At 56.9% G+C, this 17,845-nt stretch carries 20 protein-coding genes; 6 read left to right on the top strand and 14 right to left on the bottom strand.

Annotated features, from left to right (window positions below; translation table 11 throughout):
- Window positions 1-74 precede the first annotated feature (74 nt).
- Window positions 75-626 (top strand): LOG family protein, encoded by a 552-nt coding sequence (locus ACR0EL_RS00940; protein WP_480497430.1) that lies wholly within the window; start codon window positions 75-77, stop codon window positions 624-626.
- Between the two features lie 17 nt (window positions 627-643).
- Here the strand turns inward: ACR0EL_RS00940 and ACR0EL_RS00935 are convergent, their stop codons facing one another.
- From ACR0EL_RS00935 to ACR0EL_RS00925, 3 genes are all read right to left on the bottom strand, one after another.
- Window positions 644-1,135, bottom strand: a complete 492-nt coding sequence (locus tag ACR0EL_RS00935; RefSeq protein WP_480497428.1) for a hypothetical protein — start codon at window positions 1,133-1,135, stop codon at window positions 644-646.
- Window positions 1,136-1,308: 173 nt separating this feature from the next.
- A complete protein-coding gene (locus ACR0EL_RS00930) occupies window positions 1,309-1,761 on the bottom strand; it encodes a host attachment family protein (RefSeq protein WP_353006337.1) in 453 nt (150 codons plus the stop codon).
- Window positions 1,762-2,031: 270 nt separating this feature from the next.
- Window positions 2,032-2,631 (bottom strand): superoxide dismutase, encoded by a 600-nt coding sequence (locus ACR0EL_RS00925; RefSeq protein WP_170530688.1) that lies wholly within the window; start codon window positions 2,629-2,631, stop codon window positions 2,032-2,034.
- 44 nt (window positions 2,632-2,675) lie between these two features.
- Between ACR0EL_RS00925 and ACR0EL_RS00920 the strand changes: the two genes are divergently transcribed.
- A complete protein-coding gene (locus ACR0EL_RS00920; RefSeq protein WP_480497425.1) occupies window positions 2,676-3,494 on the top strand; it encodes an FkbM family methyltransferase in 819 nt (272 codons plus the stop codon).
- Window positions 3,495-3,572: 78 nt separating this feature from the next.
- On the opposite strand, the gene ACR0EL_RS00915 is transcribed toward ACR0EL_RS00920, so the two are convergent.
- The 5 genes from ACR0EL_RS00915 to ACR0EL_RS00895 form a co-directional block, all read right to left on the bottom strand.
- Entirely contained in the window at window positions 3,573-3,998 is a 426-nt protein-coding gene (locus ACR0EL_RS00915) for a hypothetical protein (RefSeq protein WP_480497423.1), read from the bottom strand.
- Between the two features lie 1,191 nt (window positions 3,999-5,189).
- Window positions 5,190-5,756, bottom strand: coding sequence for a sarcosine oxidase subunit gamma (locus ACR0EL_RS00910; RefSeq protein ID WP_480497421.1), 567 nt, complete (start codon window positions 5,754-5,756; stop codon window positions 5,190-5,192).
- Entirely contained in the window at window positions 5,749-8,763 is a 3,015-nt protein-coding gene (locus ACR0EL_RS00905) for a sarcosine oxidase subunit alpha family protein (protein WP_480497419.1), read from the bottom strand. The genes ACR0EL_RS00910 and ACR0EL_RS00905 overlap by 8 nt, the downstream gene beginning before the upstream one ends.
- A 67-nt stretch (window positions 8,764-8,830) precedes the next feature.
- Window positions 8,831-9,160, bottom strand: a complete 330-nt coding sequence (locus tag ACR0EL_RS00900) for a sarcosine oxidase subunit delta (RefSeq protein ID WP_480497417.1) — start codon at window positions 9,158-9,160, stop codon at window positions 8,831-8,833.
- Between the two features lie 61 nt (window positions 9,161-9,221).
- Window positions 9,222-10,466: a sarcosine oxidase subunit beta family protein gene (locus tag ACR0EL_RS00895; protein WP_480497415.1), complete on the bottom strand. Its 1,245-nt coding sequence runs from the start codon at window positions 10,464-10,466 to the stop codon at window positions 9,222-9,224.
- 176 nt (window positions 10,467-10,642) lie between these two features.
- Between ACR0EL_RS00895 and ccmI the strand changes: the two genes are divergently transcribed.
- Genes ccmI through ACR0EL_RS00880 form a run of 3 tightly spaced genes read left to right on the top strand, consistent with a single transcriptional unit; the run spans window position 10,643 to window position 12,584 of the window.
- Window positions 10,643-11,872, top strand: a complete 1,230-nt coding sequence (gene ccmI, locus ACR0EL_RS00890) for a c-type cytochrome biogenesis protein CcmI (protein WP_480497413.1) — start codon at window positions 10,643-10,645, stop codon at window positions 11,870-11,872.
- On the top strand, window positions 11,869-12,333 hold the full coding sequence (gene ruvX, locus ACR0EL_RS00885) for a Holliday junction resolvase RuvX (RefSeq protein WP_480497411.1): 465 nt from the start codon (window positions 11,869-11,871) through the stop codon (window positions 12,331-12,333). The genes ccmI and ruvX overlap by 4 nt, the downstream gene beginning before the upstream one ends.
- A 17-nt stretch (window positions 12,334-12,350) precedes the next feature.
- The gene (locus tag ACR0EL_RS00880) at window positions 12,351-12,584 is read left to right on the top strand and encodes a DUF1289 domain-containing protein (protein WP_353006321.1); all 234 of its coding nucleotides are present in this window, start codon (window positions 12,351-12,353) and stop codon (window positions 12,582-12,584) included.
- A gap of 4 nt (window positions 12,585-12,588) precedes the next feature.
- Here the strand turns inward: ACR0EL_RS00880 and ACR0EL_RS00875 are convergent, their stop codons facing one another.
- The 6 genes from ACR0EL_RS00875 to ACR0EL_RS00850 form a co-directional block, all read right to left on the bottom strand.
- The gene (locus ACR0EL_RS00875) at window positions 12,589-12,810 is read right to left on the bottom strand and encodes a hypothetical protein (protein ID WP_353006320.1); all 222 of its coding nucleotides are present in this window, start codon (window positions 12,808-12,810) and stop codon (window positions 12,589-12,591) included.
- Between the two features lie 303 nt (window positions 12,811-13,113).
- Window positions 13,114-13,842: a SpoIIAA family protein gene (locus tag ACR0EL_RS00870; protein WP_353006318.1), complete on the bottom strand. Its 729-nt coding sequence runs from the start codon at window positions 13,840-13,842 to the stop codon at window positions 13,114-13,116.
- A 34-nt stretch (window positions 13,843-13,876) separates the two neighbouring features.
- Window positions 13,877-14,662: a hypothetical protein gene (locus tag ACR0EL_RS00865; RefSeq protein WP_480497407.1), complete on the bottom strand. Its 786-nt coding sequence runs from the start codon at window positions 14,660-14,662 to the stop codon at window positions 13,877-13,879.
- Window positions 14,656-15,480: a sulfite exporter TauE/SafE family protein gene (locus ACR0EL_RS00860; RefSeq protein WP_480497405.1), complete on the bottom strand. Its 825-nt coding sequence runs from the start codon at window positions 15,478-15,480 to the stop codon at window positions 14,656-14,658. Before ACR0EL_RS00860 ends, ACR0EL_RS00865 begins: the two co-directional genes overlap by 7 nt.
- A 37-nt stretch (window positions 15,481-15,517) precedes the next feature.
- Window positions 15,518-16,498 carry a tRNA dihydrouridine(20/20a) synthase DusA gene (gene dusA / locus ACR0EL_RS00855; RefSeq protein WP_480498395.1) on the bottom strand — a complete coding sequence of 327 codons (981 nt, stop codon included), beginning with the start codon at window positions 16,496-16,498 and terminating at the stop codon, window positions 15,518-15,520.
- A 137-nt stretch (window positions 16,499-16,635) separates the two neighbouring features.
- Window positions 16,636-17,244, bottom strand: coding sequence for a TetR/AcrR family transcriptional regulator (locus ACR0EL_RS00850; RefSeq protein WP_480497403.1), 609 nt, complete (start codon window positions 17,242-17,244; stop codon window positions 16,636-16,638).
- Between the two features lie 136 nt (window positions 17,245-17,380).
- Here ACR0EL_RS00850 and ACR0EL_RS00845 point away from each other — a divergent pair, with 136 nt between their 5' ends.
- Entirely contained in the window at window positions 17,381-17,845 is a 465-nt protein-coding gene (locus ACR0EL_RS00845) for a (2Fe-2S)-binding protein (protein ID WP_170530716.1), read from the top strand.

The following is a 17,845-nucleotide window of genomic DNA, read 5'->3' as shown; positions in this document are numbered from 1 at the left end:
GGACAGTTGAGCCAATTTATCAATCCCGCTATCACGGGTCAAAACCTCTGACACAACCCCGGAGCGTCAAATTCATGTCTCAGAAGTCTGTCTGTGTGTATTGCGGGTCACGCGATGGCGCTAACAAAGCCTATGCCAGCGCGGCCCAATCGCTTGGGACTCTGCTTGCGCGCGAGGGCTGGCGGCTGGTCTATGGCGCGGGTGATGTCGGTCTGATGGGAGAGGTTGCGCGCGCAGCTCAAACTGCAGGCGGAGAGACGTTTGGGGTCATACCCGTGCATCTGGTTCAGCGCGAGGTCGGTAAGACCGACCTGACCCATTTCGTGATCACCGAAACTATGCACGAGCGCAAGAAAGTGATGATCATGAACGCTGACGCGGTGGTTGTACTACCCGGCGGCCCCGGATCGCTGGACGAGTTATTCGAAGCACTCACATGGCGGCAGCTGGGCTTGCACGACAAACCCATTGTTGTGGTGAATGTTGACGGTTATTGGGACGCCCTGAAAATGCTTCTGGAACAGATGACCAGTCAGGGCTTCGCAGACACATCTTTGATCGAATTGATCACCTGGGTCGAGACATCGGATGCAGCAATCTCGAAATTGCGCGCGTTGATGGGCTAACGCGCGCAATCTTAGGATCAGTCACCCCCACCAAGGTCATTGATACTTCCCGTCATCAGGCAGTAGGACGTCCCGTTGATACAGATGTCATCGATCATCAACGCAACATTCTGAAGCTCGGTCACATCGGGTCCGGCAAGCTGCTGAACGGAAAAACTCAATTTTTCGCCGGTTTGTTTTGGGCCGCTCAATTCCAGGACCACTCCGACCTCTTCGCCATCTACTATGCCAGTCAATGCTGCGTTGGGCGGGTCAGAGGCCAGATCATTCTCGCCTTTTGACCAATTGTCGATCATCGCTGACAAGGGCAAGGTTTTCGTGTCGCGATAGGGTCGATCAGAAAAGGCCAAAACCGATCCATCCACACCGTCTAAGGTGAGAGCCCCATCTGAGATTTGCGCCGAGTTGGCCAGTTCAACGACCAGAAAGCTCTCGGGCTTCTGATCTTCAGCCCAGGCAGCGCTAGACACAATGCACGATGCCAAGGCGGCTACTACGATCTTGTTCATATGTCTTTTCCTCTTCACGAAAAATGGCGCCGATGTCCGCGTATCGAACCACACCTCGAGCAATTACCCCATGGGTCGATACCGCGGATGAACCTTAGCGCCTGAGTGGCGGAGAAGTTAACCCCGCACACCTCGGTTTTTCATGAAATCTGGATTAAGAGTTGCTTAGTGGCTCAGGCAGGCCGCGCCAGCTTGGAAATCAGCACTCGTTCAACTTTGTGTAACGGATGGTTTGTCAGCGTCTTGTCGACCTCCGCCACGACCTTGGCCAGCACTTCGCTGTGCAGCCGCCGGCGCAAAAGCCCTAGAACATGCGGACTGGCAACGAGAACAAGGCGTTTGTAAGCACCCTTCAGCCCCTTGCGATTCAACAAAGTTGCCAATTCCTGTACAAACAGAGACTTGGCATGAGTTTTCCAGGACGCATCATTCAAGGCTGACTTCTGGTTGGGTCCGCCATCATTGCGCCGCCCTGCCCGGTCAGAAGGTTGTGCAGCTGGCATGTCTGCCTCTTCGACTGAAACAACAACCAGATTGGGATCTTCGGCATCAGTTATGTTCTCCATGAACAATGCCTTCTCTCCATCTGCGACAATGACCCAAGTTCCCTGTGAAAGTGCGACCATCGAGATCTCCTGTTATGACGTTTTTTAGACGCATCCCTCGTCAATCAGGCGGGGTTGGTTCCCACGTTGCCGGACGAATCCGACGCCTTGCCTGTCTGTTGGTATGTGGTTTGCGGCTCTCCCGGTCCGCTTCACCTTAGGTAAGCACTACAGGGCCGCATTCAATCCCATCTCAGCATGAAGCTTCGTTTAGGAACGGTTGTTCGCAGCAAAAAGGCCTGCCAGCGTCTCCGCCAGCAGGCCCTTAAACACCCGTAATCGGGTCAGACATTACATGCGCGAAGCAACGTTTTCCCAGTTCACCAGATTGTCGAGGAAGTTCGACAGATAAACCGGGCGCTTGTTGCGGAAGTCGATGTAGTAGCTGTGCTCCCACACGTCACAGCCCAAAAGCGCGGTCTGACCAAAGCACAGAGGGTTCACGCCGTTTTCAGTCTTGGTCACGGCCAGCGAGCCGTCTGCGTTTTTCACCAGCCACGCCCAGCCCGAGCCGAACTGACCGGCACCCGCCGCGCTGAACTGCGACTTGAACTCGTCGACAGAGCCAAAGCTCTCGGTCAGTGCTTTTTCCAGCTCACCGGGCATGGCGTTGCCATCGGGGCCCATCATCTCCCAGAACTGGTTGTGGTTCCACAGCTGGCTGATGTTGTTGAAGATACCGTTCTGTGCCACGGCATTGGCATCATAGGTACCGACAATGATCTCTTCCAGCGACTTGCCGTCCCACTCAGTGCCCGCGATCAGCTTGTTGCCGTTATCGACATAGGCCTTGTGGTGCAGGTCGTGGTGAAATTCCAGTGTTTCAGCGGACATACCCTTGGCTGCCAGCGCGTCATGTGCATAAGGAAGATCAGGAAGTTCAAAAGCCATGTCGGCCCCCTGTTGAAATGAATGTTGCGGTTTCCAAAGGTTAAATGCTTTGGCAAGCGCCGCAGGTCAAGGGCCACGACAAGAAAACCGAAAGGTCCGCGATGCGAACAAAGGCACGCAAGATGTTCTACCGCGCGCGCGGATACTATGCGGGCAATCTGAACGGCGAGGCTTTTCGCCTTGATCCGTACCATTCAAAATTCTGGCGCGAAGCAGGCGATGGAACATGGGAGCCCGAAACGTTCAAGGTTCTCGACAAATTTCTGACGCCCGATAGCGACTATCTTGATATCGGGGCCTGGATCGGCCCGACGGTTCTGTATGGGGCCCGCAAAGCCCGGCATGTCTATTGCTTTGAGCCTGATCCAGCGGCCTACCGGTTTCTGGCGTGGAATCTGGACCTGAACCAGATCAGAAATGTCTCTGCTTTCGGTGTCGCCTTGTCCGACACGTTTGGCGTGGCCAGAATGGCCTCTGTCTGGGGCGAGCCCGGGGATTCGACCACATCCCTGCTGCATGACGAAGCCCATGGGAATGACGCGCTGACGATCACATGGGAGCAGTTCCAGTCGACCTGTGATCTGTCAAAGGTTTCACTGGTCAAGATGGATATTGAAGGGGCCGAGTTTTTTGTTCTGCCGACGATACTGGACTGGCTCAGGGAACACCGACCGCCATTGCTGCTTTCGCTTCATTCACCGCTGCTTTCTGAGGAAACGCGGAAAGCACAGACCGCAGACCTGCTTGGATCCTTGTCTTTCTATTCCGGCGCCGCAGATGAAAATGGCGATGTGATAGAGACGGATACACTGCTTGAGTCAAAAAATTTGTCACAATTCAGAACTGTTCTGTTTACTGAATAGGTTCTCCAAAACAAAACAGGCTCCGGTAGACCCGAAGCCTGAAACTTTTGAAAGATACGTCTGTGGATATCGTGAAGGTTACGAGCCGTAAAGCGAAGGCCCAGCGTCAACCTTGCATGGCCCTTCGCCCTTCGGCCGGTTGCTTGCATTCACCTGTGGGAACCGCGCAATCAGGTTCAAGCTTTGTTTCTTAGGGTCCAGCGTTCCCGTGTAACTCACATAAATAAGTTCGCCCGAGCTTGAAGGAATTTTCATCTTCCAAGTCAGCCGGTATGTGCCCTTGCGCGTTTCTTTGAATTTGACGTCCTTGGGTTCGCCATCAAACTCATGAATGTAGCCGTCATATGCCCGTGCTCGTTTGTTTTCTGCATCGACGCTCAGAATGACGCGCTCAGCAATCCAACCACGTTCAAGACGGTGCAAAGTACAGTCATAGGTCACGACTTCAGCTGATGCAGAATTTGCAGCCAGCGCACACGATGCGGCGAAGAACAACGTTCTCATTTAGATGTCTCCTGTGTTATTTGTCTCTAAGCTTTTTTCGCGCACAACTGCCAGACGAAGTGCCATATCTGGACAAGTTCAACCCCCGTGCGTCGGATCGAACGGTCGCCTTGTGCTTGGTGCGATCTATGAAAATCGAAAATTCCACCTCTCTCAAATCAAATGCTCTAAGCCTGCTTACGTTCGATGCGACTGGTCGACCGCTTGACGTGAACGTGTACTCTGATCCAATCCAAGAAATAGACAGCCTTTTGATACTGTCGAAGCTAACTTTGCCCGAACCCTTCGTGGTTTCGATTCCCGGAATAACAACGTCATGCAGCAACGCGGAACTTCCAGATTCATCCACCGAGAAAAGGACATATGCCGGCGTTGGTCTATTGATCAATCCCTTTCCAAAATGGCACTCGAAGCTCTCTCTGTACGTCTCCGCTACCACTATAGCCGGTGAAAGCAAAGTGCCTAGCGCAAGTGTTATTCCTAACAATTTCAATATTTTACCCTGCCCCTTACTACTTCTGAAATTGCACTTCAACGCAAGTGCCGTTGGCGTTCCCGTCATGCGAAGATTGCGTATCCGATTTCGAGCTGGCTATTGCCTTCATCGTTTCGCGATTCAGGAAAATCGAAAATTCTTGGCGCCCTAAATCAAGAACCATCCTGCGAGGGTCACCAACTCTGGTTCGTCTACCGGTTCGTGAAAACGTATAGGTGTCGCCCGGCCAACTGATCGAAAGTACCCGAAAGCTGTTTCTGTTGATTGCAGCCGATATTTGTGGCGTATCTATATCCCACATTTCAACTTCATGAACCAGCGCCGAGCGTCCGAACGCGTCAACTGAGAAGACAACACGGGTCGGAGTGGGCCGGTTTGCCAGGCCTTTGTTGAAAACACACTCAAACGACTCTGCATATGTCTCGGAAATGGTCACGTTAGGTATAGTTGAAACAGCGATTACGCTGCTTACGAGTAGTCTTAAGAACTTCATTTCAAAACTGTCTGAATCTAGCGCTTTAGCGATCGGTAGCCCAATCACATGGCACCCGCAATAGGAGAAGTCGCACGGCCAAGCTCGCGGCGAATTCTGTTGTGTTTCGCACACTCAAATTGCTTTGCTTATATGCAAAATTCGATGGCCGCCTGTACAGGACAAGGCGGCCATGGGTCACAACTTCAGATGTACAGTCGAGTCAATAAACTCCGACCTCACTGCCGGGCTGTGCCGCAACCTTGAGCAGTTTGAACACGTAGTCCGCAGCCGAACGGAAGCAGACCACGCGGAAGCTGTCGGCGTCATCCATCCAGAATGCCCCTGCCACCTGTGCCAGACGCGAGCGGCGGATTTGGCCGGGTTGGAACGCGTCGCCCGAGAAATCCACCGGGGCAACCTTGCCCATCACCTCGCGCGCGGTTGCGCCGGACACGCGAAACACCGCGCGGGCATCCGAGACGTTGACAGCTAAGGCATGCGTTCCGCCCAGCGCATTGGTCATGGCGGCCAGTTTGGCTTCGACCTCAGCATATGGGACCAGCACCAGCAACTCGTCCGGGGACATCCAGCAGACGCCAGTATCGCCGCTCACCAATGCCTCATGCTGACCGGGCACTTTTTGCCCGGTGGCGTCTTTGATCGCTTTGGCCAGCACCTTGTCGGATTGGTTGCCGCGCAGGGTGATCATGCCCTGAAGTCCGCATTCCTCGATCTTAGCGATGCCGTCATAGCTTGCGTGATTCAGGGCGCTGATGGGTTCAGACATTCTGCTTCTCCCCGTCTTTGTCATAGAAGATCGGATCTACGATCTTGGCTTTGTAGATTTTGCCATCCGTTCCAGGGAACTCGACAATCTCTCCCATCCGATCAGGCCCATGCTTGATCAGACCCATGGCGATGCCTTTGCCCAGATTGGCCGAGTAGTAGGTCGAGGTGACACGCCCGATCATATTACGCTGACCATTGGCGTTGACGCCCTCTCCCACTGCATAGGCGCCATCTGGGATGACGGAACCATCCACAGTCTCCAGCCCAACCAGTTTCCAACGGTCCGGGTCGGCCATGTGGCTGCGCGAATGGGCGCGTTTACCCAGATAGTCCTCTTTCTTCTTGGACAGAGCCCAGTGCAGCCCCAGATCTTGTGGGATCACGGTGCCGTCGGTCTCATCCCCGATCATGATAAAGCCCTTCTCGGCCCGCAGGATGTGCAGACATTCGGTGCCATAGGGCATCACGCCGAACTCTTTGCCTGCCTCTATCAGCACGTCCCAGAACGCCTGTCCCTGCGACGCTGGCACGGCGATCTCATAAGACAGCTCACCCGAGAACGAGATGCGGTAGGCACGGCAATCGAAGTCGCCGATCTTGCCATCGCGCCATTCCATGAAGGGCAGCGCCTCTTTACTGACATCCATGCCACCCAGCTTCTCAAGCACCTTGCGAGCGTTGGGGCCGACCACGGCGACCTGAGCATATTGCTCGGTCACGTTGGCGACGTAGACTTTCCAGTCCCACCATTCGGTTTGCAGCCATTCTTCCATGTGACCATGGATACGCTCGGCCCCGCCGGTGGTGGTGTGGCACAGCCATGTATCCTCATCGATCCGCGCGACAACGCCGTCGTCGATCAGGAAGCCATTCTCGGAACACATCAGCCCGTAGCGGCATTTGCCGATCTTCAGCGTGGACATCATGTTGGTGTACATCATGTCCAGGAACTTGCCCGCATCCGGGCCCTTGACGATCAGCTTGCCCAGCGTCGAAGCGTCCAGCAGTCCGAGGTTTTCACGCGTGTTCTTCACCTCGCGATTCACCGCGTCATGCACGGATTCACCGGGACGGACATAGGCATAGGTCCGGCGCCAATGGCCGACCGGTTCCCAATCGGCACCGTTCTTGTCATGCCAATTGTGCATCGGCGTTTGACGGATCGGCTGGAAGATTTCGCCACGCGCTTCGCCGCCAATCGAGGCCAGCGAGATCGGCGTGTAGGGCGGACGGAAGGTGGTGGTGCCAACCTTCGGAATCTCCGAGTCCAACGCATCAGCAAGGATCGCCAGGCCGTTGATATTGCTCAGCTTACCCTGATCTGTCGCCATGCCCAGCGTGGTGTAACGTTTGGTATGCTCAACGCTTTCGTACCCTTCGCGCGCAGCCAGTTGGACGTCGGATACTTTCACATCATTCTGGAAATCCAGCCAGGATTTGGCGCGCAGTTGGATTTCCGCATTGGCAGGCATTAGCCAGACGGGTTCCATCGGTGCCTCAGCGGTGGTTTCACCTTCAGGGGCCTTGGTGCGTTTGGGTTTGTGCCCGGCCGCTTTCGCGGCAGCCTTGCCGGCCGCATCCGCGTCAGTCAGAACGTCACCCAGCGCAAGCGGCCCGTTCGAACTGCCTGCCGCCAGAACAAAGCCTTCGCCGTCCGCACCCAGTGGGGGACGTGAGGGATCGGGGCGGAAATGGGCATTTGCCTCATCCCAGATCAGCTTGCCGCCGCAATGCGACCACATGTGCACAACCGGGGACCAGCCACCGGACATGGCGACCGCATCAGCCTCGACCTCTTCACGGGCGCCGCCGATGCCGTCTTGATTGCAGATGGCAACCTTCTTGACGCGCTTGCCGCCTTTGACTTTGGCGATGGCTTTGCCCGGATCGACACGGATGCCCAACTGGCGCGCCTCGTCGGCCAGCGGACCTGCCGCAGCGCGGGCATCGACCACGCGTAACACGTCAACACCAGCCTGTTTCAGGATAATCGCAGTGCGGTAAGCGTCGTCATTGTTGGTTGCAACGATCACGCGCTGGCCCGGGGTCACGCCCCAGTTCACAACGTAGTCACGCATGGCAGAGGCCAGCATGACGCCCGGCACATCGTTGCCTGCAAAGGACAGGGGGCGTTCAATCGCACCCGTCGCAGTCACAACCTGCTTGGCGCGGATGCGCCACAGGCGATGGCGCGGGCCCTGGGTGCCAGGTTTGTGGTCAGTCAGGCGTTCATAGCCCAGCACATAACCATGGTCGTAAACCCCCGCGCCCATACAGCGGGTGCGCATGGTGACATTGTCCATCGTTTCGAGTTCGGAAACCAATTGTTCCACGAACTTATCCACAGGCTCACCTTTGATCGAACCGCCATCAACCGGGGCACGACCACCCCAATGGGCGGTCTGCTCGATCAGCATGACCTTGGCGCCAGACGCCGCCGCCACCTTGGCCGCTTGCAGGCCTGCCACACCGCCGCCGATCACCAACACATCGGTGAAGGCGTAGAAATGCTCATAAGTATCCGCATCGCGGCTGTCTTTGTCGGGCGCTTTACCCAAGCCAGCAGACTGCCGGATGAACGGTTCGTAGACGTGTTTCCAGAATGGTTTCGGATGGATAAACGTCTTGTAGTAAAACCCGGCAGGCAGGAACCGTGCCAGAGCGGTATTGACCGCACCGATATCGAATTCAAGGTTCGGCCAGTGGTTCTGCGAGATTGCAGTCAACCCGTTGAACAGCTCGGTCGTGGTGGCGCGCTGGTTCGGCTCGAACCGGTTGCCCTGCCCCAGACCGACCAGCGCGTTCGGCTCTTCCGCGCCGCTGGCGACCATGCCGCGTGGACGGTGGTATTTGAACGACCGGCCCACCATCATCTGGTCATTGGCCAGCAGGGCGGAGGCCAGCGTATCGCCCTCAAAGCCCTGCATAGAGGTGCCGTTGAAGGAAAAGGTAACCTTTTTCGACCGGTCAATCAGCCGGCCTTGTTTTGCGAGACGGGTGCTCATGGTGCGGACCTTTCGCATGTGGAAGCGTCAGGGCTTCCGGCGGGAGTATTTTTGAACAGGTGATGCATCAGGAGAACTCTCTCCACGACCAGCCGGGGCGTTTGGCTGTGATGGCGTCCTTGATCTCTTGCGGCGGTTCAGTGGTCTGTGCCGGATAAGTTCCGTAGACCTCAAGCGTTTCCGTATCGCGGGCTGCAATGAACCATTTGCCGATACCATAGGCATGCAGCCAAAGTTCGAAATGCACGCCGCGCGAGTTTTCACGGGTGAACATGTAGCTTTCGAACTCTTCATCCGAAGAACCTGGGCCAAAGCGTTTGCGATGCGCTTCACCACCACAATGGAGTTCGGTTTCATCCAGCATCGCGCCGGTGAAGGGGCATTTGAGTGTCAGCATGATGCGATCTCCTTGAAGACGCAGAGGTGAGACATCAGGATTTCGGTGAACTGTGAACGCATCAGTGCGCCACCCCGGCGGCGACGCTTTCGTCGATAAAGCGGCCCTCTTTGAAGCGGTCCATCGTGAAAGCTTCGGTCAGCGGCGAATGACCCGTGGCCATCAGCTGCGCCATGCCCCAACCCGAGCCGGGAATGGCCTTGAAGCCGCCAGTGCCCCAGCCGCAGTTGATAAAGCAATTGCCCAGCGGTGTGGTCGACAGGATGGGCGAGCGGTCACCGGTCATATCCACGATCCCACCCCACTGACGCAGCATTTTCAGGCGTGAGATCATCGGGAAGGTCTCGATCAGCGCGCGCACGGTTTCTTCGATATGATGGAAACTGCCGCGCTGAGTGTAGTTGTTGAACCCGTCTGTGCCGCCGCCGATGACCATCTCACCTTTGTCGGACTGGCTCATATAACCATGCACGGTGTTGGCCATCACGACCACATCCATGCAAGGCTTGATCGGTTCGGACACCAGCGCCTGTAGCGCCACCGCTTCCAGCGGCAGACGGAAACCCGCCATCTCGGCCAGCTGACCGGAATGCCCGGCAACCACGATGCCCAGCTTGTCACAGTCAATAGCACCTTTGGTGGTGTCGACACCAACGACGCGACCGTTTTCCGACCGAACCCCGGTAACCTCGCATTTCTGGATGATGTCCATGCCCATGGCCGAACACGCCCGCGCATAGCCCCAGGCCACAGCATCATGGCGCGCGGTTCCGCCGCGCTCTTGCCACAGCGCCCCCAGAACCGGATAACGCGGACCATCGATATTGATAATCGGCACCAGCTGCTTGACGCGGTCAGGCCCGATCCATTCGGTTTTCACCCCTTGCAGGGCGTTCGCATGCGCCGTGCGCTGATAGCCGCGAATTTCGTGCTGGGTCTGCGCCAGCATCATTACGCCGCGCGGGCTGAACATCACGTTATAGTTCAGGTCCTGGCTCAGATCCTCATACAGGCTGCGCGCCTTTTCATACAAAGCGGCCGATGGGTCCTGCAGATAGTTCGACCGGATGATGGTCGTGTTCCGACCGGTGTTGCCACCACCCAGCCAGCCCTTTTCGATGATCGCGATGTTCTGGATGCCGTAGTTCTTGCCCAGATAGTAGGCCGTCGCCAGACCATGCCCCCCTGCACCGACGATAATCACGTCATAACGTTTCTTGGGTTCAGGGGACCGCCACGCGCGTTCCCATCCTGTGTGATAGCGCAACGCTTCGCGCGCAACAGCAAAGGCTGAATAGTGTTTCATATGCGAATCCATCCGGTTCGGTGATTGGGCGCAGATATGCCTTGAAGCCGCAGAATATCTCTGCCGCACAACGCCGCAATATCGCACTATTGCGACATGTCGTCGATTCGCGGCCATTTGTCCCTTTTGTCAAACGACTGGCAGGTCTAAGTCAGATTAGCTACTTCGGAGGAGCCATGACGTTCTGGGTTCTGATACTGTCCATCGCGCTGCTGATTGCAGCCTTTCTAAGCTACAGCTTGCTCCGTGGTCGCCGCGATGCAGAGCCCGCCGCAGCTTATGACCTTCGTGTCTATCGGGAACAACTGGTGGGCGTTGACCGCGATCTGGCCCGCGGCGTGATCGGCGAGGCAGATGCCGAGAGGGTGCGCACCGAAATCTCTCGCCGTATTCTGGCGGCAGATGCCCAGATGAACAAAAAGACTTCCGAGGTCGGTCCTTCGCGGGTCGTGTCCTTGATTGTGATTGGCGGACTGGCAATGATACTCGTCGGCGGCGCGGCGTTTATGTACCAACGTCTAGGAGCCGTAGGTTTGCCGGATATGCCGCTTCAGGCGCGGATCGAATTGGCGGAAGACGTCCGCGAGAACCGGCCATCGCAAGCCGTCGTCGAAGAAATGACACCTGCGCCTCCACCAAGGCAGTTGGATGAAAGTTATGCCAGCCTTCTCGGTCAGTTACGTGAAACAGTTGCAGCACGCCCGGACGATCTGCAAGGGCAGATGCTGCTGGCACAACATGAAACAAATGCCGGGAATTTTCGCGCGGGGTATGCAGCGCAGCAGCGGGTGATTGAACTGTCAGGCGACGCGGCAACAGCTGACGCTTATGCGGATCTTGCTGAAATGATGATTTTGGCAGCGAATGGTTATGTCTCACCCGAGGCCGAACAGGCCCTTTCGCACGCCCTGGATCGCGATCCGAACCACGGCCCCGCGCGATACTACTCTGGTCAGATGCTGGCACAGATCGGTCGCCCGGACATCGCGTATCGCGTCTGGATCGAAACCTTGCGCGATGCCCCTTCGGGTGCGCCATGGGCCGAGGCGATCCGGGCCCAATTGGATGACCTTGCCTGGCGCGCAGGTGTTTTCAATGCACCCGAAACTGCCCCGGTACCGGGACAATCTGGTCCCAGCCAGGAGGATGTGGCTGCTGCTGCCGATCTTACGCCGGAAGAACGGCAGGAAATGATTCAAGGCATGGTGAACCAACTGTCGGATCGTCTAGCGACGGAGGGCGGTACCCCCGAAGAATGGGCGCGCCTGATCGCTGCACTCGGCGTTCTGGGACAAGCCCAACGCGCCATCGATATCCGCGACGAAGCCGTGAACGTATTTGCTGGCAACACCGCCGCCTTGCAACTGATCGACGCTGCGGCGCTGCAGGCGGGTATTGCCCAATGATCCATGATACGTTCGAAGAATTTGCCGCCACGCTGGCACCGATGACGGCGCTCATGGGTCTGGACTTAGGCGAAAAAACGATCGGCGTTGCCGTGTCAGACCGGATGCGCGGCGTGGCCAGCCCGCTTGAAACCGTGCGGCGCAAAAAGTTCACCCTCGATTCCGCCCGATTGCTTGAGTTGATCGCCGACCGTGAGATCGGTGGCATCATTCTGGGCCTGCCCAAAAACATGGACGGAACCGAAGGTCCTAGGTGCCAATCGACCCGCGCCTTTGCCCGCAACCTGTCGCGTCTGACCGAATGTCCCATCGGGTTCTGGGATGAACGCCTCAGCACGGTTGCGGCAGAAAAGGCACTGTTAGAGGCGGATACGACACGAAAACGTCGCGGACAGGTTATTGATCATGTCGCAGCGGGTTATATCCTTCAAGGAGCGCTCGACAGGTTGCGCTTTTTGTAACGGGTCGGAGACTGCACATGACAAACATGGTTTGGAAACGGAACGAGGTGGAAAGCCCCTGTATCCAGATCTGTGTCGTACACCCGACTGAGCGTATTTGCACCGGCTGCTACCGCACGATTGATGAGATCACCCGCTGGTCCAAGATGGACAGCACAGAGCGCGCGGAAGTCATGGAAGACCTGCCCAACCGCAAGCCGCGTCTTGCGAAACGTCGGGGCGGTCGGGCCGCGCGTCTGAACGGGTTGTAACTCGTCAGTTCGCTGTGTCGTGATGCTCTGGCAGTTTTATACGTGCTGCATCGTGAATTGGATGGCGGCCACGCAATTCCTCGGCAAATAGACCGGCGATCTCGGATTGGCTGGTTTTGAGTTGATCTGGGGTCGTGACCTCATGATCCTCAGCCAGATCACCGGGCAAAGTTTGAACAACGCCGCGTGCGAAAAAGATCTTATTTAAGACAGTCCTGAACGTCATTTCGAGCATCCTTTAGTGAATTAAATAATCAGTGTCGCCGCGGGCAGCGTTCGAGCTGAGAGGGGTCGTGCTCAAGAACGTTTCCGGCGTGAGTGGCAACCCGCGGCGACAGCGCCGAGGTAGCCAGTTCGATCCTCAATTTTACGGGGAAAACTCTCGAATTTTGATCGTTTTTGAGCCAAAAACCGAAATTTCCAACAAATACCCACAAATTCCCTTACGTCACAAAATGACGCCTATCGGCACCAAACACGCCAACAAGCGCACTCCAATGTCGGTGTTCGAATCGTATTTGTGTAGATTTCAGCCAGCAGTCAGCCAGGATTTGGCGTTTTCTACCTCAGCAGAGGGGAAAAACTGCGTGCGAACACCCAGGATATGGCGGGCCACCCGCTGTGCGATATGCTGCCATGCTGCGTCACCAACGATGGCCGCGCGATCCAGCAGGCGGATGTGATTTCGAGCCAGGCGGAAATGTGCAGCCAGTGCCGATAGCCCTTGCCAGCCGTCAAACTCGCGCAGGTCAATCAGCAGCCGAAAACTCTCGCGCTCTTGCAGAACAGTGTCCAGTGCCTTTTCCGCTTTGCTGTATTCGTCGGGGTCCAGCTTGCCCAACAGGCTGATCTGAACACAGGGTCCGCCCAGATCGGTGACATGGATCGATCCCAGAGACTCACGCATCCATCGCCGTGCAGCTTCCAGTTCCGCCATCTCGAACACCTGAGTCGGACAGGGTAGGATCGGGGCGGCCAGACGGATACTGGTTTGCACCCAACCCTGATCGGCCACAACCGCGATCCGGTCAAACCCACGCCAGTGGCTGAGCCCCAGCTTGGTATCGGACCACGCGGCCCCCAGATCATAGCCTTTGAACTCGGGCTGAACGATGACCAGCAATCTGATCGCTTCATGCTCGGCCAAGGCAGCCTCGATCGCAGGAACCAGTGTCTGGGAATAGTCTGCGCTGGTAACTTCACCTGACAGTTCAACTTCTATCAGAGCACCGTCTGAATTCGTGTGAACCGTAATCATGGTTCAAAACCTCCCTCAAAACAATGATCGGAGGTTATGGGGATTCGATCCATTCGGCCACTCCCCCCGGATATTCGGGGCGGAAATAGGCGATCATCCGTCCATCTGGCCCGGCCGAGGCCCCTTCACCCCATGGGGCAACCCCGTGCAGACAGTGGCGGTGCAACAGATAGGCCTCACCCGGTTTGGCAGGCAGAGTGATCCGGGTGCAGGTTTCAAATACAGTGCGGCGTGTGGCCTGATAGATATCGGTGATATCAACCGTGTGCAAAACATCACCCGCGTGGTCCGCCAGCGCATCCCGAAAGGCTGCGCCCATTGCCTTGTGGCTTTCATCCCAAACAACCAATGGCGCAGCATCTTCACTGGCCTCGTTCAGCGGGATGCCCAATATCCACGCATGAGGTTCGTCAATCCGGCGTCGACGATCCCGCCCCATGGGGCGCAATCCATCCACATGGGCCGCATCCCGATTGCGCCTATACCGCGCGGCAGCCTCGCTTTCGCCTCGCCGGGCGCGTGGGTATCCGGGATAAATGACCGAGACCTGACCTCGGTGTAATGGCAACTGGCCAAAGTGATCCTGCAAGAAAGTGGCGGCCTTGCTCGCCAGTGGCGCTGAGTTCCCTACGCGACCCTCAGTATCATTCGGTAGCGCATCGACACCAACAAACCATGTGCCTTCGCAATCCAGCCATTCTGCAAAAGCTGGATCGCGCACCGACTGCTGCGCGGCCGGTAGGGCGTGTTCGACCCAATCAGCCAACACCGGGTCATAGGGGAACTTTACCCATCCCCGTGACCAGAAATCGCCTACCATCCCAGCGCCTTGCGTAACATGTTCAACGCCACCAGCGTCAGAAACACCGCAAAGACACGCTTAAGCGGCTTCGGGTCCATCGCGTGGGCCAGCTTTACCCCCCAGGGCGCTGTGATCATAGTCATCGCTACGACGATGCCGAAGGCGACAAGGTTCACCGCGCCGATCGTCAGCGGCGGGCGATGTTCCGGCGCGATGTCCAGAAACAAAAACCCCAGAACGGATGGTACGGCAATGATCACCCCAAACCCGGCTGCCGTCGCAACGGCCCTGTGGATGGGCGTGTTGTAGAGGCTCATGAGGGGGACACCAAAACTGCCCCCTCCGATCCCCATCAGGACGGACAGAAACCCAACCGAGGGCGAAAGAGCCGCACGTTTGATCCCCTTGGGCATCGCATCGCCCAACCGCCAATCGGATTTTCCCAACCCCAGATAGGCACCGATCACCATGCCCAAGACCCCAAACAACGCCTGCAGCGCCTCGGTTCGTAGGGCCGACGCGACCAGAACGCCGAAAACCGCCCCCACAGCGATCCCCGGGCCCCAACCGCGCAGGATATCCCAATCCACCGCGCCCTTTTTGTTATGGGCCAGGACCGAACGGATAGAGGTGACGATAATTGTGGCCAGCGATGTGGCCAAACACAGTTGCATCAACTGTGGTCCGCCATATCCCAATGTTTGGAAGGCATAGAAGAACGCCGGCACCAACACGATGCCGCCACCTACCCCCAAAAGCCCGGCCAGAACGCCCGCAAACGCTCCGATTACAAGCAAAAGACCCAGCATCTGCGCCAGCAACATGGTATCGGGCATATTTCCCCCAAGAACCGGCAGCGCCGGTGTTTTCCTTCTAAACCTCGGCCAAGGGCGCAACGTGGTCCAAAGCCCGCAGCATCACCTCGGGCCCGGCGCCATCATGCACCGCCCCTTCGGACAAGGCCCGTCGCCACGCCCGGGCCCCCGGACGGCCAGCAAACAGGCCAAGCATATGCCGGGTGATCTGGTGCAAACGGCCCCCATTGGCAAGATGGCGTTCGACATATGGCACCATGTCCTGAACAACTGCAATTGGATCCACCGTCGCGCCGGTCTGGTAAATCCGTATATCCGCCTGAGCCAGAATATCGGTTGGCTGGTGGTAGGCTGCGCGCCCGATCATGACGCCATCCAACCCGGCCTCAAGATGCACCTGCGCCTGATCCAGCGATGTGATCCCACCATTGATCGAGATATGCATATCCGGGAAGTCTGCTTTCATCTGGTGCACCAGATCATAATCAAGCGGAGGGATATCCCGGTTCTCTTTTGGGCTGAGCCCCTGCAACCAGGCCTTTCGGGCGTGGATCGTCACCCGTCCGCAACCTGCCGCGCGGATTTGGGTCAGGAAATCCGGCAGAACCTCTTGAGGCTGTTGATCATCGACCCCGATCCGACACTTGACCGTCACGTCAACATCTACCGATGCCCGCATCGCCGAAACGCATTCCGCTACCCGGCCCGGTTCTTTCATCAAGACCGCACCAAATGTCCCGGATTGCACCCTGTCCGAGGGGCACCCACAGTTCAGATTAATCTCATCATAGCCCGCATCTGCCCCAAGCCGCGCTGCCTTTGCCATCTCATCAGGATCAGAGCCGCCAAGTTGCAGGGCCACCGGGTGTTCTTCGGGGTCGTAGTCGAGCAGATGCAGCGCCCTCCCCCGAACCAGAGCAGGTGCAGTCACCATTTCTGTGTACAACAAGGTCTCACGACTGAGCAGCCGATGCAGATACCGGCAGTGACGATCGGTCCAGTCCATCATCGGCGCAACAGATAGTCGCGCTGCACTCATTGCCTTGCCTGTCACAGCAAAACCCCCGTCTAACTCTGCAGGCCCGGCATTGGAAATACTAGCATGCGCAAGGCCTGCCAGGTCTAACCTGTATTTATCCGGATTGCCATCGGACATCTAATCGGCTCAGAAGGCCCTTAGCTAGGAAGCCCATATCGGCTGATCATCATCTCGACGCTGTTCTCAATTGTCTCGGCCATCTCGGCCTTGCTGAGCACCGAACCACTGAACAGCAAGGGCCAGAACGCACGCGCCTTGATCAGGCCGATGAACTCCTTGCCCGCCTGTTCAGGGTCATCAATATTCAGTTTTCCATCCTCCGCCGCGCCTTTCAGCATGTCGACAAAGGCAGCTGTCTTGTCCAGTTTGCCCTGCGCTTCGGCGGCAAGCATCGGGTTGCGCAAAGTTTCGCTTATCACCATGCGCGACATGGCGATGACCTCGGGCAGCATCAGGATACGCCCCTCGGCCCAGGCCAGCTCTGTCATCTGTTCGCGTATGTCCCGGTCTGAATCGTACTTGATCTCGACCACTTCCGCGAATCTGCTCGATAACTCCACGACAATGGATCGAAAGAGATTTTCCTTGCTTTCAAAATACTTATAAAGTGTACGCTTGGAAACTTCGGCCCGGGCCGAGATGCGATCCATACTGGACGCGGCAAATCCCTTTTCAAGGAATTCGGCTACGGCTGCGTCGATGATCTGCGCGTATTTTGACGCATTCGGCGCGCTGCATTCGTTCATGGCAGAGCTATAGACCCATTGACCTGCGCAGGTCAAACACTACGTAAACTTACCAGTTTACAGGGCGCATTTCCTGTGCCACATGTAAACGCGCCAGTTTACCGATTCAGGTAACAGCCAACAGGAGACGACCCCCATGGCCCTTTCACTAAAACTGAACGGCGAGACCCACACGGTTGACGCCGAACCCGGCACCCCCCTGCTGTGGGTGATCCGGGATGAGCTTAAGCTGACCGGCACCAAATTCGGTTGCGGCGTTGCCTCATGCGGCGCTTGCACTGTTCACGTCAACGGCGAACCTGTCCGGTCGTGCCAGACCTATGTCGAAGATCTGGAGGATGCCGAGATCACCACCATCGAAGCCATCGGCGACGACAAAATCGGCGCGGCCGTGCAACAAGCGTGGGTCGAGCTGGATGTGGTGCAATGCGGATACTGCCAATCCGGTCAAGTGATGTCAGCTGTGGGTCTTTTGTCTGAAAACCCAAAACCCAGTGCTGAAGAAATCGACGAATACATGTGGGGCAATGCCTGCCGCTGCGCCACCTATCAACGCATCCGCGCTGGTGTTCAGCGCGCATCTGAAATTCTGGAGGCCTGA

The sequence above is a fragment of the Ruegeria sp. AH12 genome (assembly GCF_056541465.1).
Note: the sequence above shows the minus strand (reverse complement) of the source record. Positions and strands in the feature narration are given on the sequence as shown.